Annotated in this window: 13 protein-coding genes; 11 read left to right on the top strand and 2 right to left on the bottom strand. The window is 71.5% G+C overall.

From position 1 onward, the window contains the following. Positions 1 to 255 precede the first annotated feature (255 nt). The 3 genes from IE263_RS02640 (at position 256) to IE263_RS02630 (ending at position 4,478) form a co-directional block, all read left to right on the top strand. Positions 256 to 1,065 carry a YhjD/YihY/BrkB family envelope integrity protein gene (locus tag IE263_RS02640; RefSeq protein ID WP_229910760.1) on the top strand — a complete coding sequence of 270 codons (810 nt, stop codon included), beginning with the start codon at positions 256 to 258 and terminating at the stop codon, positions 1,063 to 1,065. Between the two features lie 156 nt (positions 1,066 to 1,221). Continuing rightward, positions 1,222 to 2,643 carry a DUF2252 domain-containing protein gene (locus IE263_RS02635; RefSeq protein WP_189931696.1) on the top strand — a complete coding sequence of 474 codons (1,422 nt, stop codon included), beginning with the start codon at positions 1,222 to 1,224 and terminating at the stop codon, positions 2,641 to 2,643. Positions 2,644 to 2,654: 11 nt separating this feature from the next. Then, entirely contained in the window at positions 2,655 to 4,478 is a 1,824-nt protein-coding gene (locus tag IE263_RS02630; protein ID WP_189931694.1) for a glycoside hydrolase family 15 protein, read from the top strand. Here the strand turns inward: IE263_RS02630 and IE263_RS02625 are convergent. Beyond that, complete coding sequence (locus IE263_RS02625; protein WP_189932026.1) at positions 4,426 to 5,733, bottom strand: chloride channel protein; 1,308 nt, start codon at positions 5,731 to 5,733, stop codon at positions 4,426 to 4,428. The two genes, IE263_RS02630 and IE263_RS02625, sit on opposite strands and share 53 nt — an antisense overlap. A 221-nt stretch (positions 5,734 to 5,954) precedes the next feature. Here IE263_RS02625 and IE263_RS02620 point away from each other — a divergent pair, with 221 nt between their 5' ends. Further along, positions 5,955 to 6,275, top strand: coding sequence for a hypothetical protein (locus IE263_RS02620; RefSeq protein ID WP_229910759.1), 321 nt, complete (start codon positions 5,955 to 5,957; stop codon positions 6,273 to 6,275). Between the two features lie 51 nt (positions 6,276 to 6,326). On the opposite strand, the gene IE263_RS02615 is transcribed toward IE263_RS02620, so the two are convergent. Then, positions 6,327 to 6,785 carry an ATP-binding protein gene (locus tag IE263_RS02615; RefSeq protein WP_189931692.1) on the bottom strand — a complete coding sequence of 153 codons (459 nt, stop codon included), beginning with the start codon at positions 6,783 to 6,785 and terminating at the stop codon, positions 6,327 to 6,329. Between the two features lie 243 nt (positions 6,786 to 7,028). Between IE263_RS02615 and IE263_RS02610 the strand changes: the two genes are divergently transcribed. From IE263_RS02610 to pheA, 7 genes are all read left to right on the top strand, one after another. Further along, positions 7,029 to 7,886, top strand: a complete 858-nt coding sequence (locus tag IE263_RS02610; RefSeq protein ID WP_189931690.1) for a hypothetical protein — start codon at positions 7,029 to 7,031, stop codon at positions 7,884 to 7,886. Positions 7,887 to 8,014: 128 nt separating this feature from the next. Beyond that, the gene (locus tag IE263_RS02605; protein WP_189931688.1) at positions 8,015 to 8,773 is read left to right on the top strand and encodes a YcnI family copper-binding membrane protein; all 759 of its coding nucleotides are present in this window, start codon (positions 8,015 to 8,017) and stop codon (positions 8,771 to 8,773) included. 80 nt (positions 8,774 to 8,853) lie between these two features. Next, on the top strand, positions 8,854 to 9,504 hold the full coding sequence (locus IE263_RS02600; protein WP_189931686.1) for an SCO family protein: 651 nt from the start codon (positions 8,854 to 8,856) through the stop codon (positions 9,502 to 9,504). Continuing rightward, positions 9,501 to 9,950: a copper chaperone PCu(A)C gene (locus IE263_RS02595; RefSeq protein WP_189931683.1), complete on the top strand. Its 450-nt coding sequence runs from the start codon at positions 9,501 to 9,503 to the stop codon at positions 9,948 to 9,950. Before IE263_RS02600 ends, IE263_RS02595 begins: the two co-directional genes overlap by 4 nt. A gap of 13 nt (positions 9,951 to 9,963) precedes the next feature. Further along, positions 9,964 to 11,925 (top strand): copper resistance CopC/CopD family protein, encoded by a 1,962-nt coding sequence (locus IE263_RS02590; RefSeq protein WP_189931681.1) that lies wholly within the window; start codon positions 9,964 to 9,966, stop codon positions 11,923 to 11,925. A 7-nt stretch (positions 11,926 to 11,932) separates the two neighbouring features. Further along, a complete protein-coding gene (gene efeB / locus IE263_RS02585; RefSeq protein ID WP_189931678.1) occupies positions 11,933 to 13,216 on the top strand; it encodes an iron uptake transporter deferrochelatase/peroxidase subunit in 1,284 nt (427 codons plus the stop codon). A gap of 95 nt (positions 13,217 to 13,311) precedes the next feature. After that, positions 13,312 to 14,244: a prephenate dehydratase gene (pheA, locus tag IE263_RS02580; RefSeq protein WP_189931676.1), complete on the top strand. Its 933-nt coding sequence runs from the start codon at positions 13,312 to 13,314 to the stop codon at positions 14,242 to 14,244. Positions 14,245 to 14,542 lie beyond the last annotated feature (298 nt).

Here is a 14,542-nt window from a genome sequence, read left to right as displayed (position 1 = left end):
GCCCTCTCAAGCCCACGCACCGTCCACGCCCGCGGGCGCCGGCCCGGTCGCGCCGTCACCCGTACGGTCCCCGCCCCGCGCGCACCACGGGCCGCGAGGTCACCGCGACGGCAGGCTGGCAGCATGCAGCCAAGCACAGGATCCGGACGGGACCGCCCGGATCCGCGTCCACGCCGGGAACGGCGGCGCGGGCGGCCGGCCTCGGCCCGGTCCCGGCTGCGCGGGCTGCGCGCCCGGGCCGGGACACGGTTCCCGGTGATCACGCGTCTCGTGTCCCACCTGGTCTCGGTGAACGTGCTGGACTCCGCGACGCGGCTGGCCGCCCAGACGTTCCTCACGGCCGTACCGCTGCTCTTCGTGGTGGCCTCCGTCGCCCCGCAGGCGCTGCGCGACCAGTTCCTCAGGTCCGTGAGCGAGGTCTTCGGACTGACGGGAAGCGCCGAGGACCAGTGGGAGAAGGTCTTCCAGGAGGACAGCTCCGAACTGAGCCAGACCACCGGTGTCGTCGGCGCACTGATGGTGCTGCTCTCGGCCACCGCGTGCAGCCGTGCCATGCAACGGCTCTGCGAGCGCGCCTGGAGACTGCCGAGAGCGGGTGCGAGGGTGGCCGCGTGGCGCTGGGTCGCCTGGCTCGCCGCGTGGCTGGTCATGATCGGGCTGCAGGGGCCCCTGCGGGACGGCTTCGGCCTCGGACTGTGGCTGGGCGTGCCGCTTCTGCTGGTCGCCGAGGTCGGTATGTGGTGGTGGACGCAGTATCTGCTGCTGACCGGTCGGATGCCGTGGGCGCCGCTGCTGCCGGGCGCCCTCCTGACGGGAACGGCCCTGAGCGTCCTCACCTCGGCCGCGCACCTGTACGTGCCCAGGGCGCTCAACCACAGCCTCGACAGGTACGGTTCGCTGGGCGCGGTCTTCACCCTGCTGTCGTGGCTGATCGCGTTGTGCGTGGTCGTGGCGCTCTGCGTCACCGCCGGCGCGGTCGTCGCACGCGAACCCGCGGTCGCCCGGCGTCTGGGAACGCCCGAGTCGCCGGGTGCGGTGTCCGGCGATACGTTGGTGGGCGGATAGCAGTCGACCACTTCACCCGGCAGGACCGGAGCGTGCTCCGAGAACGGCGGCCGGCATGAGCGACGCGCGACCTCACGCCGTGATGGTGCGGCACACCGACCTGACGCTGACGGCCATGTCCAGGGAACCGGGCGAGCCCCTCGTGGAGCGTCCGCGATGAGCGAGACCGGCAACCCCACCGGCCACGACGTGCGGCACCGCACTCCGAAGGAGCGGGCCGCGCTCGGCAGGGCCGCCCGCTCCACCGCTCCCCGCTCCGCGCACGCCGAGTTCACACCCCCGCCGGGGCGCACCGACCCGGTGGACGTCATCGAGACCCAGTCGGCGAGACGGGTCCCGGAACTCGTACCGATCCGCTACGGCAGGATGAGCTCCTCACCGTTCCGCTTCTACCGCGGAGCCGCCGCCGTCATGGCCGCGGACCTCGCCGACACCCCGCGCAGCGGCATCAGGGCGCAGTTGTGCGGCGACGCGCACATGCTGAACTTCCGGTTGCTGGCCTCGCCGGAACGCCGCCTGATGTTCGACATCAACGACTTCGACGAGACCCTGCCGGGCCCGTGGGAGTGGGACGTCAAGCGGCTGTCGGCCAGCCTGGTCATCGCGGGCCGGGCGAACGGCTTCAGCGACAAGGAGCGGGCGTCGGTGGTGCGCGCGGCCGTACGGTCGTACCGCGAGCGGATGCGCGGCTTCGCGGGGATGGGCAATCTCGACGTCTGGTACACCCGCTTCGAAGCGGACGAACTGCAGCAGCAGTTCGCGCCGGAGCTCGGCGCCAGGATCCGCGAGCGCTGGGAACGGACCCGGGAGCGGGCCCGCGCGCACGACACGCTGCAGGCTTTCGACAAACTCACCCATGTCGTCGGCGGAGAGCGCCTGATCGCCTCCGATCCACCGCTCCTGGTGCGGCTGGCGGATCTGCTTCCGCAGGACCGGCGCGGCTCGCAGGAGAAGGAGATCAGACGGCTGATCGAGCGCTACGGCCGGACCCTGCAGCTCGACCGGCGGTTCCTGCTGGAGAGTTACCGCGTCGCCGACATCGCCCGCAAGGTCGTGGGAGTGGGCAGCGTGGGCACCCGCTGCTGGATCGTGCTGTTGCTCGGCAGGGACGACGAGGATCCCCTGTTCCTGCAGGCCAAAGAGGCCGAGGAGTCGGTGCTGGCGCCCTACGCCGGCGGCGGCACCTACCGCACCCAGGGTGAACGCGTCGTCTCCGGCCAGCGGTTGATGCAGGCCACCAGCGACATCTTCCTGGGCTGGGAACGCGTCCAGGGCATCGACGGACGGCGCCGGGACTTCTACGTGCGCCAACTGCGGGACTGGAAGGGCATCGCCGTGGCCGAAAACATGTCACCGAAACGAATGACGCTCTTCGGTCAGCTGTGCGGCGCCACGCTGGCCCGCGCTCACGCCAGGTCCGGCGACCGGATCGCGATCGCCGCGTACCTCGGCGGCGGCGACGTCTTCGACCGCGCGCTGGCGGGCTTCGCCGAGCGGTACGCGGACCAGAACGAGAAGGACCACCAGGCCTTGGTCGACGCCATCCGGTCGGGACGGGTGCCCGCTGAAGCGGCCTGAAGGAGACTGCCATGGATCGCTACCCGCCCATCGCCGACCACGGACTGATCGGGGACCTGCAGACCGCCGCCCTGGTGACCTCCGAAGGGGTGATCGACTGGTTCGCGGCACCGCGATTCGACTCGCCGAGCATCTTCGCGTCCCTGCTGGACCACGCCGACGGCGGGCACTTCCGGTTCGCGCCCAGCTCCTCCGAGGTGACGCGCCGACAGCTCTACTACCCCGACACGGCCGGCGTCGTGACCCGCTTCATGTCTCCCGACGGGGTCGGTGAGGTCATCGACCACATGCCGGTCATCCGGTCACGGACACCGTCCGACCGGCACACGGTGGTACGCGTCGTACGGACGGTGCGCGGCACCGTGCGCTTCGCCCTGGACTGCCGTCCGCGCTTCGACTACGCCCGGGCCGACCACACCCTCGAGGTGACCGACCGGACCGCCACCTTCCGGGCTCCGGGGACCACCGCATACCTGCAGACCACCTTCCCGCTGGAGCGGGACGGACGGGACGCCCGGGGCTCGGTCACGCTGGAGGCGGGTCAGGCGGCCGCCGCCGTGTTCACCGTGTGCGAGCCGGACGGTGCACCACCGCCGCCGCCGACCGTGGACACGATCACCGAGGAGCTGTGGGACAACATCGACTTCTGGCAGGGCTGGGTGCGCACCTCCCGGTACCGCGGCCGCTGGCCGGACATGGTGAACCGCTCGGCCATCACCCTGAAACTGCTCACCTACGCCCCGACCGGCGCCCCGGTCGCCGCGGCGACGATGGGGCTGCCCGAGCAGGTCGGCGGCGAGCGCAACTGGGACTACCGGTACACATGGGTGCGGGACGGCTCGCTGTCGGTGCGGGCGCTGCTCGACCTGGGATTCGTCGAGGAGGCCGGCCAGTTCATCCACTGGATCGGAGAGCGACTGCGGGACCGTGAGGGCGCGGACGGGGAGCCGCTGCAGATCATGTACCGGGTGGACGGGGATCCCCGTCTGACGGAGGAGATCCTCGGCCACTTCGAGGGCTACCGCGGTTCCAGCCCCGTGCGGGCCGGCAACGCCGCCGCCGACCAGCTGCAGCTCGACATCTACGGCGAGGCCCTGTACGCCATGTCCGAGGGCGTCGAGGAGATCGGCCAGCAGGTGGGCTACCACGGCTGGAAGGGACTCGCGCGCCTGATGGACTGGCTCGCGGACCACTGGGACCGGCCGGACGAGGGCATCTGGGAGACCCGCGGCGGCCGGAAGGACTTCACCTACAGCCGGGTGATGTGCTGGGCCGCCTTCGACAACTGCCTGAAACTCGCCGAGGAGTTCAGACGGCCGGCCGACACCCAGCGCTGGACGCGGGCCCGCGACACGATCCTGGAGGAGGTCATGGAGCGCGGCTGGAGCCAGAAGGAACAGGCACTGGTGCAGCACTACGGCGCCGACGTCCTGGACGCCTCGCTCCTGCTCGCGCCCCGGGTGGGTTTCATCGCCCCGCGGAGCCCGGGCTGGCTGTCCACCCTCGACGCCATGGACCACCGCCTCGTCTCCGACAGCCTGGTCTACCGCTACGACCCCGCGGCCTCCCCCGACGGACTGCGGGGCTCGGAGGGCACGTTCAGCCTCTGCACGTTCCTGTACGTCGACGCTCTCGCCCGGGCCGGCCGGCTCCCCCAGGCCCGCTACACCTTCGAGAAGATGCACACATACGCCAACCATGTCGGGCTGTTCGCCGAGGAGATCGGCCCCAGCGGCGAGCAACTGGGCAACTTCCCGCAGGCCTTCACCCACCTGTCGCTCATCATGGCCGCGACGACGCTCGACGAGGCGCTCGACCGGCTGGCGGCTCGCTGAACGCGGGGATCGGCGGGCCCTGCGGCAGCAGTTCGGTCAGGACGAAGGACACGACCGCCGCCAGCACCACCACCGGAACCGTCTCCACGTTGCCCAGCACCAGGACGACCAGCACCACGCTGCTGACGGGCAGCCGCAGGGCCGCGGCCGCCGACGCCGCCATCCCGGCCGCCATGGCCGGCACCAGACCGAAGCCGGGCAGCGGCGCCAGCAGGGCGCCGACCGCCCCGCCCAGGAACAGCGTGGGGAAGACGGGTCCGCCGCGCAGACTGCCCAGGCAGAGCGTGTACGCCAGGGACTTGAACACCAGCACCGCGATGAGGGCGCCCACCGGCCAGGCATGCGGGTCCGAGGCCAGCCGGCCGAGGGTAGCCTCGCCGGACAGGGCGACCTCGGACGGCGAACGGCCGGTGGCGACCGTGTAGAGGGCGATGCAGCCGGCCGTCCCGAGCGCGCAGAGCGTGGTGTTCCGCACCGTCCGCGACGCCACGAAGCCGGCGGTGAGCCGCCCGCCCGCGAAGACGCAGTGGATGAACAGCGCGATGGCGGGCGCCATCAGCAGCACCCACAGCACGTCGCCGGCGTCGAGCCGCGGCGCCTCGGGCAGTCCGATGCGCAGACTCCCGGTCTCCAGACCGGTCCAGCGGCCGAACCCGGTGAACACCACCGCCCCGACTCCGCTGGACAGCAGGGCGGGCAGTATCACCGCGAAGAGCCGCGGCCCTCCCACGCCGGCCACCTCCATCAGGAGCACCGCTCCCACCAGCGGGTTCCCGAAGAGCGCCGAGATGGCCGCCGCGGAGCCGGCGGCGCCGAGCAACGCCGTGCTCGCCTCGGTCAGCGGCACCCGCACGAGACCGGCGAGCAGCAGGGCGAGACCGCCGCCCAGGGCGATCAGGGGCGCCTCGGGGCCCAGCACGGCGCCGAGCGGCAGGCCGAACAGGGCGGCGAGGACGACACCCGGCAGCGCGTTCCGCGTGATCCCACCCGGGTGCAGGCCGCCCGCCGGGATGTGACCGCCCCGCCCGGGGAGCCGCGTGACGACCAGGCCGACGGCCACACCCGCCACGAGCAGCAGGGGAAAGCCCCACCACCAGGGAGCCTGCCGCCGGCCGAGATCCCTGGGCCAGTCCGTCCAGATCAGCTCCTGCAGCTCGTGGATCGCCACGAGGAACCAGAACGCGATCAGCGACACCGGAATGCCGATCAGCCCGCAGAACACCAGCGTCTTGCGGTACTCGGGCCGACGCAGCATGTTCCGCAGCTGCTCGGCCTCTTGGGGCTGGTTCCCCGGCGCGGACACGTCCGCTTCCGGCTTCGTCCCGGCGATGGCGTCCTCCTGAGGTCACAAAGGTGCCCGGCGGCTGCCGCTGCACTGTCCCCACGCCCTGGATAGGGTGGACACAAACAGTAAGAAACCCTGCCATAGCACACCGGTGACGCGTCTGCGACCGGCCGGTGGAACGGGTGGCGACCATGACCGCATCAACCGTCAGCGCACAGGAGACCCACCCCTGCGGGTCCGATGCTTCGAACGTGGGGGCGGCACCCGGGAAGACCTCCGCGGCAGCCGACCGCGCCGTCGCGCACAACGCCGTGGCCCTCGACGTGCTCGGTCGGCGACTTGAACTGCCGCCGCCCGACCAACTGGCGTTTCTCGCGGGCGTCGGCGTACTGGCCGCGATGGAGATCATCGAATGGCCCGTGGCGCTGGCGCTGTCGATCGGACACCAGCTCGCCCACAGCCATCACGGCCGCGTTCTGCGCGAGTTCGGCAACGCCCTGGAAGAAGCCTGAGGCCGCCGCGACCGACCCCCCAGGACCTGCCCCCAGGACCTGCCCCCGGCGCTACACCGCCATCAGCGGCGCGTCCTTCCTCCACTTGAGGATCTTGTCGAAGCTCACCACCGCCCCCGTCCGCCCCGGCTTGTTGCCGATGTGGACGTGGTCGGCGAGTTCCTGGATGAGGTACAGGCCGCGGCCCGCCTCGGCGTCGGTGTCGGTGTGGACCGGGGCGGGGCGGGCGGGGCGTTCGCCGGTGAAGCCCGGGCCGGAGTCGGCGACCTCGATACGGCACTTCTCACCGTCGAGGTAGGCGGTGACGCGGTACGCCTCCGAACAGCCGCCGTGCGCGGTGTCCCCGCCGTGCTCGACGGCGTTGGCGCAGGCCTCGCTCAGGGCGACGGACAGGTCGTAGGAGACGTCGGGGTCGACGCCCGCCGTCTCCATCGTGCCGAGCAGCAGGCGTCGGGCGAGCGGCACGCTCGCGGCCTCGCGCCGCAGATGGAGTGACCACCAGATGCTCATGCTCCAGCCTCCTGGCCGCGGCTCGACATACCGATACGTATTGCCGCCCTGCCCCGTAAGTAAGCGTGATTTCCGCGTGATGCCTCCCATATGGGGGATGCGCGGCACGTAGGAATCGGTGTATGGGGGGATTCAACGGCACCAGTCGTATCAGTCACACCAGAGGGTGATCTTCCGCACCGTGGGGAATGTTGTGGGCCTGCCGTGTGGGCGTCGTCAGGGCAGTGCGATGATGAGCCCGCCATGACTGACCCCCACCAGCGCACGGCGCGCTCCGGAGGTGCTCTCCGGCTGCTGCGGGCCGCGGTGTTCGCCGCGGTCTGCGTCGTGCTGGCCGGGGCCGGGCACACCATGGCCTCCTGCGCCACCGTTCCGCTGTGGACGCTGGGCGCGGGGTTCCTGGCCGTCCTCGCGGCCGTGGTACCGCTCGCCGGGCGCGAGCGGTCGCTGCCGGGCATCGCGGCGCTGCTCGCCGTCGGACAGACCGTGCTGCACACGCTGTTCGGGCTCGGACAGCACGGCACGGCGGCCGTGACGTCGACGGCGACGACCGTCTCCGACGCCGCGCTGGTCGAGCGGGCGGCACGGCTGTTGTGCGGAACCACGGCGGCGGCCCTCAGCCCCGCCCAGGCGCAGAGGATCCTCATCGAGGCGCGGGTCTACGACGCCGACGGCAGCAACGGCAGCTCCGCCGCCGGCGGTGTCGGCGGCGGGGGCATGAGCGCCATGCACCATCCCGCCGACGCCCTGTCCACCGTCGGCTCGTCGGTGTCGCTGCTGCCCTCCCTGCCGATGCTGCTCGGCCACGTCCTCGCGGCCGTCGCCGCCGGCTGGCTGCTGCGGCACGGTGACGCGGCCCTGCTGCGCCTCATGCACCTGTCGGCGCACGGCGTCGCCGAGGGCGCGTTCGTACGGTCCCTGCGCGGGGCGCTCGCGTTGGTGCGCGCCCTGCTCGCGGGGCTGCCCGCGGCGCCCGAGTGGGGCCCGCGCACCCCGCGCACGGCCCTGCTCGCGCGCCCCCGGCCGCCTGTCCACGCACTCCAGCACACGGTGATCAGGCGCGGCCCGCCGACCGCCGCCGCACTCGTCCTCGCTGCCTGACGCGACGCGACCAGCACTCCACCACACGGGTGGGCGGCCGCCGTCGTGCGGCACGCGCGCGTGCGCACGGTTCCCGCGCTCACGCCTCCTCACCGTCAGACCTCACTCATAGTGGAGTGCTCGCTGTCATGAAGCCTGTCCTCAAGGCCTCCCGTCTCGCTGCCGCCGCTGCCGTCGCCGGCTCCGCCGTCCTCGTCCTGTGCTCGCCCGCCTTCGCGCACGTCACCGTGCAGCCGGAGGGCACGGCTGCCAAGGGCGGCTACGCGGTGGTGAACTTCCGCGTCCCCAACGAGCGCGACAACGCCTCGACCACCAAGCTGGAGATCAACTTCCCGACGGACACCCCGCTCTCCTCGGTGCTGCCGCAGCCGGTCCCCGGCTGGAAGATCGACGTCACCAAGAGCAAGCTCGCCAAGCCGCTGGAGGTGCACGGGCAGCAGATCTCCGAGGCCGTCTCCAAGGTCACGTGGACCGCGACGGCCGAGGGCATCAAGCCCGGCTTCCTCCAGCAGTTCCCGGTCTCCATGGGCGTGCTGCCCGAGAAGGCCGACCAGGTCGTCTTCAAGGCGATCCAGACGTACTCCAACAAGGAGGTCGTGCGCTGGATCGAGGTGCAGGCGGAGGGTGCCGAGGAGCCCGAGAACCCGGCCCCGGTGCTCGCGCTGGCCGACGCCTCCGAGGACGGCCACTCCCACGGCTCGTCCACCGAGGAGGCCTCCGAGGAGTCCGACGACGCCAAGGCCGCGGCCGCGACGACCGAGGCCTCCGACTCCTCCGGCGGCAGTGACACCACCGCCCGTGTCCTCGGCGTCGTCGGTATCGTCGTCGGCGCCGCCGGCGTGGGGTACGGCGTGCTCGCCGGCCGTCGCCGGCCCGACGCCTCCTGACCTCGGCCGTCCGCGGTGCGCACCGGGGTCGTCAGGGCCCCGGTGCGCACCGGAATTCACCACATCTGGGACATCTCTCCATGCGTAAGAAGACGTTCGCCGCGGCCGCGCTGCTCGCCGCGGCCACCCTCACCCTCTCCGCCTGCGGCAGTGGCGACAGCGACTCCAGCCCCGTCGCCGCCGTCTCCGAGGACAGCTCCAAGCAGGCCGCGACCGTGCTCGACCAGCCCTTCACCAAGCCGAACCTGGTCCTGACCGACACCCAGGGCAAGCAGTACGACCTCCGCAAGGAGACCGCCGGGCACCCGACGCTGCTGTACTTCGGCTACACCCACTGCCCGGACGTCTGCCCGCTGACGATGAACAACATCGCCGTCGCGAAGAAGCAGCTGCCCAAGGCGGAGCAGGACGAGCTGCGCGTCGTGTTCGTCACCACCGACCCGGACCGCGACACCCCGGCCGCGCTCGGCGCCTGGCTGAAAGGCATCGACTCGCAGGTGGTGGGCCTGACCGGCGACTTCACGACCATCCAGACCGCCGCACGCACCGTGGGCATCTCCATCGAGCCGCCGCACAAGGACAAGAACGGCAAGATGGTCTCGACGCACGGCACCCAGGTCATCGCCTTCTCCCCGAAGACGAACGGCGGTTACCTTCTCTACGGCGAGGGCGTCACGGTCGACCAGTACGCCAAGGACCTCCCCAAGATCGCCAAGGGGCAGAACCCGTGAGGCGGTTCGCCGTCTGCGCCACCGTTCTGACCGGGGCCCTGGTCCTCGCGGGCTGCGGCTCCGACGACTCGGCCGCCGAACTGTCCGTGAGCTCCGCCTATATGCCGCAGCCGGTCTCCGACTCCATGGCGGCGGGCTTCCTGACGATCAGCAACAAGGGCGGGACCAAGGACGAGTTGACCTCCGTGACCAGCGATGCCGCGGGCAGCGTCACCGTCCACGAGACCGTCGATGGGGCGATGCAGGAGGTCGACTCCCTCGAGGTCCCCGCCCACGGCCGGCTGGTGCTCGCCAGCGGAGGGAACCACCTGATGTTCGAGAAGCTGAAGCGGAAGCCGGCGCAGGGCGAGAAGGTGACCGTGGAACTGCACTTCGCCGAGTCCGGAACCGTCGAGGTCGAGATGCCGGTGGAATCCGCCACCTACACCCCGAAGACCGGGCACTGAGGGAGGGACCGCCTTGACCCAGACCATCGCTCCCAGAGTCCGGATGCTGGTGCTGCTGTTCCTGGCCGTCACCGGCGCACTCCTCGCCGGCGCCGGGCCGGCCTCCGCGCACGCCGCGCTGACCGGCAGCGACCCCGCTCAGGGGGTGGTGGTCGACAAGGCGCCCACCCGGGTGTCGCTGACCTTCTCCGAGCAGGTCTCGACGACCGGCGACTCGCTGCGCGTCCTCGACCCCAAGGGCACACGCGTCGACACCGGCAAGCCGTCCAACGTCAGCGGCACCACCTACGCCGTGCAGCTGCACTCGGGGCTGCCCGACGGCACGTACACGGTGACCTATCAGGTGGTGTCCGCCGACAGCCATCCCGTCGCCGGCGCCTACACCTTCTCCATCGGCTCCCCCTCCAAGACCAGCGTCTCGGTCTCCGAGCAGCAGGCCGGCGGTGGAGTCGTCGGCGGCTTGTACGGGTTCGGGCGGTATGTGTCGTACGGCGGGTTCATCGTCATGGTCGGCGGCGCCGCCTTCGTACTGGTCTGCTGGCAGCGCGGCGCCGGTGAGCGGGCCGTGCAGCGGCTCGTCGTCTCCGGCTGGCTCGCGCTCACCGCGGCCACCCTGTTCCTGCTGCTCCTGCGCGGCTCCTACACCGGCTCCGGCAAGCTCGGTGACGTCTTCGACCTCGATCTGCTCGGGCAGGTCCTGCAGACGAAGACGGGCGCCGCGCTGGTCTCCCGGCTACTGCTGCTCGCCGCGGCCGCACTGTTCATCGCCGTCCTCTTCGGCGCCTATGACAAACGCGAGGACGAGGAGAAGCGGGACCTGACGTTCGGGCTCGCCATCGGCGGCACGGTCGTGGCGGCCGGGCTCGCGGCGAGCTGGTCGATGGCCGAGCACGCCTCGACCGGGCTGCAGCCGGGCATCGCGATGCCCGTGGACGTCGTCCATCTGGTGGCCGTCGCCGCCTGGCTGGGCGGGCTGTGCGCACTCCTCGTGGCGCTGTACCGGGCAAAGACCCCGCTCGAGGCCCCGGCCGTCCGCCGGTTCTCGCAGGTCGCCTTCGGCAGTGTCCTCGCCCTGGTCGCGACCGGCGTCTACCAGTCGTGGCGTCAGCTCGGCTCCTGGTCGGCCTTCACCGACACCCGCTACGGACAGCTCCTGCTCGTCAAGATCGGCCTGGTCGCGCTGCTCGTCGGCATCGCCTGGATCTCCCGCCGGTGGATGGCCCGGCTCGCGGAGACGGCTACGGAGACGGCCGCGGACACGACGTCCGATACGGCGTCGAGGGCGCCCCACGAGGAGAAGGAAACCGCTGCGGAGACCGCCACCGCGGTCAAGGAGCCCGTCGCCGCCAAGGCGTCCTCCGGTGAGGCCGGGGCCGGTTCCGGCGCCGGAGACGCCCAGCGGGCCACACAGCTCGCCCGGCAGCAGGCCGCCATGGAGGCCGCGCGGCAGAAGCGGGAGCGCGAGGCCGACCCGAACCGCTCGGGCCTGCGCCGCTCGGTGCTCGCCGAGGCCGGCGTCGCCGTCTTCCTGCTCGCCGTCACTACCGCGCTGACGTCCACCGAGCCCGGCCGCACCGAGCTGGAGGCCAGGGCGGCCACGGCGGCCTCCTCGTCGTCCGCGTCGGACGCCTCGGGGGCCCTGACCCTCGACATGTCCTTCGACACCGGCGGCACCGACGGCAAGGGCGTCGTCAGCGTGGACCTCGACCCCGCGCGGGCCGGGGCCAACGAGATGCACGTCTATGTGACCCGGCCCAACGGCCGTGCCTTCGACGTCCCCGAGGTGAAGGTCGCCTTCACCCTCGAAGCCCAGAAGATCGGGCCGCTGCCCGTCACCCCCGACCACATCACCACCGGCCACTGGGCGGCGAACGGAGTGCAGATCCCCATGGCCGGCGAATGGAAGATCGCCGTGACTGTACGGACTTCCGACATCGACCAGGTGACCGTCTCCAAGAACGCGCAGATCGGCTGACCGCACCATGCCCGACCAGACCATTCCGCAGGCCCCGACCCCGGAGAAGCCCCTGTCCCCGGAGGCCCCCGCACCGGCCCTGACCCGGCGCAGGCTGCTCGGCACCGCCGGGGCCACCGGGCTCGTCCTCGGCGTCGCGGGCGGGGCCGCCGGCTACACCGCCGCGCCCGCACAGGCGACCCCTCTGTCCACGATCGGTTCCGAGCGGGCGATGTTCCACGTGAAACATCAGCCCGGCATCACCCAGGGTCTCCAGGCCCGCGGCCACCTCATCGCCTTCGACCTTGCGGCCGGCGCCGGCCGCAAGGAGGCCGCCGCACTGCTGCGCCGCTGGTCGGAGACAGCCCGCCGGCTGATGGCGGGCGAGGCCGCCCCGCACGACGACACCGACGTGGCCCGGGACGCCGGTCCGTCCTCGCTGACGATCACCTTCGGCTTCGGCCACAGCTTCTTCGCCCGCACCGGTCTGGAGAAGCAGCGCCCGGTCGCCCTGGACCCGCTGCCCGACTTCTCCTCCGACCAGCTGGACAAATCCCGCAGCAACGGCGACCTGTGGGTGCAGATCGGCGCGAACGACGCCCTGGTCGCCTTCCACGCCCTGCGCGCGATCCAGAAGGACGCGGGCAGCGCCGCTCGCGTGCGCTGGCAGATGAACGGCTTCAACCGCACTCCGGGCGCCACCGCTCACCCCATGACCGCTCGCAACCTCATGGGCCAGATGGACGGCACGCGCAATCCCAAGCCGACCGACGCCGACTTCGAGAAGCGGATCTTCGTGCCGGCGTCCGGCTCGAACGACCCGGCCTGGATGGCCAACGGCTCCTACGCCGTCGTACGCCGTATCCGCATGCTCCTCGACGACTGGGAGAAGCTGTCGGTCAAGGCCCAGGAGCAGGTCATCGGGCGTCGCAAGTCCGACGGGGCGCCGCTGTCCGGAGGCACCGAGACGACCGAGATGGACCTGGAGAAGACCGACGCCAAGGGCGATCTGGTCGTCCCGCTCAACGCCCACGCCCGGATCACCCGCCCCGACCAGAACGGGGGCGCGGCGATGCTGCGACGGCCGTTCTCGTACCACGACGGCATCGACGCGGACGGGGTGCCGGACGCGGGGCTGCTGTTCATCTGCTGGCAGGCGGATCCGCTGCGCGGCTTCGTCACCGTGCAACGCAAGCTGGACCGCGGGGACGCCCTGTCGAAGTACATCCGCCACGAGGCGAGCGGGCTGTTCGCGGTGCCGGGCGGGGCGGCGGAGGGGGAGTACGTGGGCCAGCGGTTGCTGGAGGGGTGAGACACGCCGGGCTCAGGTCACGCAGGTTCACTCCCCTGAGGGGTCAGCGTGAGACGTATACGCTGGGGTTTGGCAAGGGCCATTAGGGTGAGGTCATGCCAGCGAGCTATGCCTACCTCGGCCCCGAGGGCACCTTCACGGAGGTCGCCCTGCGCACGCTTCCCGAAACCGCCACCCGGCAGCTGATCCCGTACGTGTCCGTGCAGTCCGCGCTGGACGCGGTGCGGACCGGCGAGGCCGAGGCGGCGTTCGTGCCGATCGAGAACTCCGTCGAGGGCGGGATCACCACCACCCTCGACGAGCTGGTCGCGGGCGCGCCGCTGATGATCTACCGCGAGGTGCTGCTGTCGATCACCTTCGCGCTGCTGGTCCGGCCCGGCACCGAGCTGTCGGACATCAAGACGGTCTCCGCGCATCCGGCCGCGCAGCCGCAGGTGCGCAACTGGCTGAAGGCGAACCTCCCGGACGCCGTCTGGGAGTCGGCCGCCTCGAACGCCGACGCCGCCCGTCTGGTCCAGGAGGGCCGCTACGACGCCGCCTTCGCGGGAGAGTTCGCGGCCGCCCGGTATGGCCTCGAGGCCCTGGAGACCGAGATCCACGACGCGGAGAACGCGCAGACGCGGTTCGTGCTGGTGGGCCGCCCGGCCCGGCCCGCGGCGCCGACCGGGGCCGACAAGACGTCCGTCGTGCTGTGGCAGCGCGACGACCACCCCGGCGGGCTGCGCGATCTGCTGGGCGAGTTCGCGACCCGCGGCATCAACCTCATGGTGCTGCAGTCCCGGCCGACCGGCGCCGGCATCGGCAACTACTGCTTCTGCATCGACGCCGCCGGTCACATCGCCGACCGCCGGATGGCCGAGGCGCTCATGGGGCTGAAGCGGATCTGCCACGATGTGCGCTTCCTCGGGTCGTACCCGCGCGCGGACATGACGGCGGCGGATGTTCCTGCCCCGCAGCCCGGGACCTCCGACGGGGAGTTCGTGTCGGCGGCGGACTGGGTGGCGCGCTGCCAGGACGGCCGGTTCTAGGCGGCTGCCAGGACAGCCGGTTCCGGACAGCTGCCGGCACGGCCGGTTTCAGGCAGGCGGAGGCCGGGTTTCGGCCAGTCCGATCTGCATACCTTCGTTATCCACAGGCGTTATCCACAGGGCGGCTTCTCGACCTGGGGACAAGTCGACAACGAAGCACCATCGAGTCGACAAATCGCTCTACGGCGAGCAAGCACGGCTTTCGCCCCGCAGATCGCTCTTCGTCCACACGTTTCCTTCGATCAACCCCTTGGGGTGACCCCATTCCACCCGAACGTGGGCGCGCGCAGGGTTTGAC

This window comes from Streptomyces aurantiogriseus, from assembly GCF_014649375.1.
Taxonomy (GTDB): Bacteria; Actinomycetota; Actinomycetes; order Streptomycetales; family Streptomycetaceae; genus Streptomyces; species Streptomyces aurantiogriseus.
The sequence above is the reverse complement of the archived record's forward strand: the minus strand, read 5'-3'. Positions and strand labels throughout refer to the sequence as shown.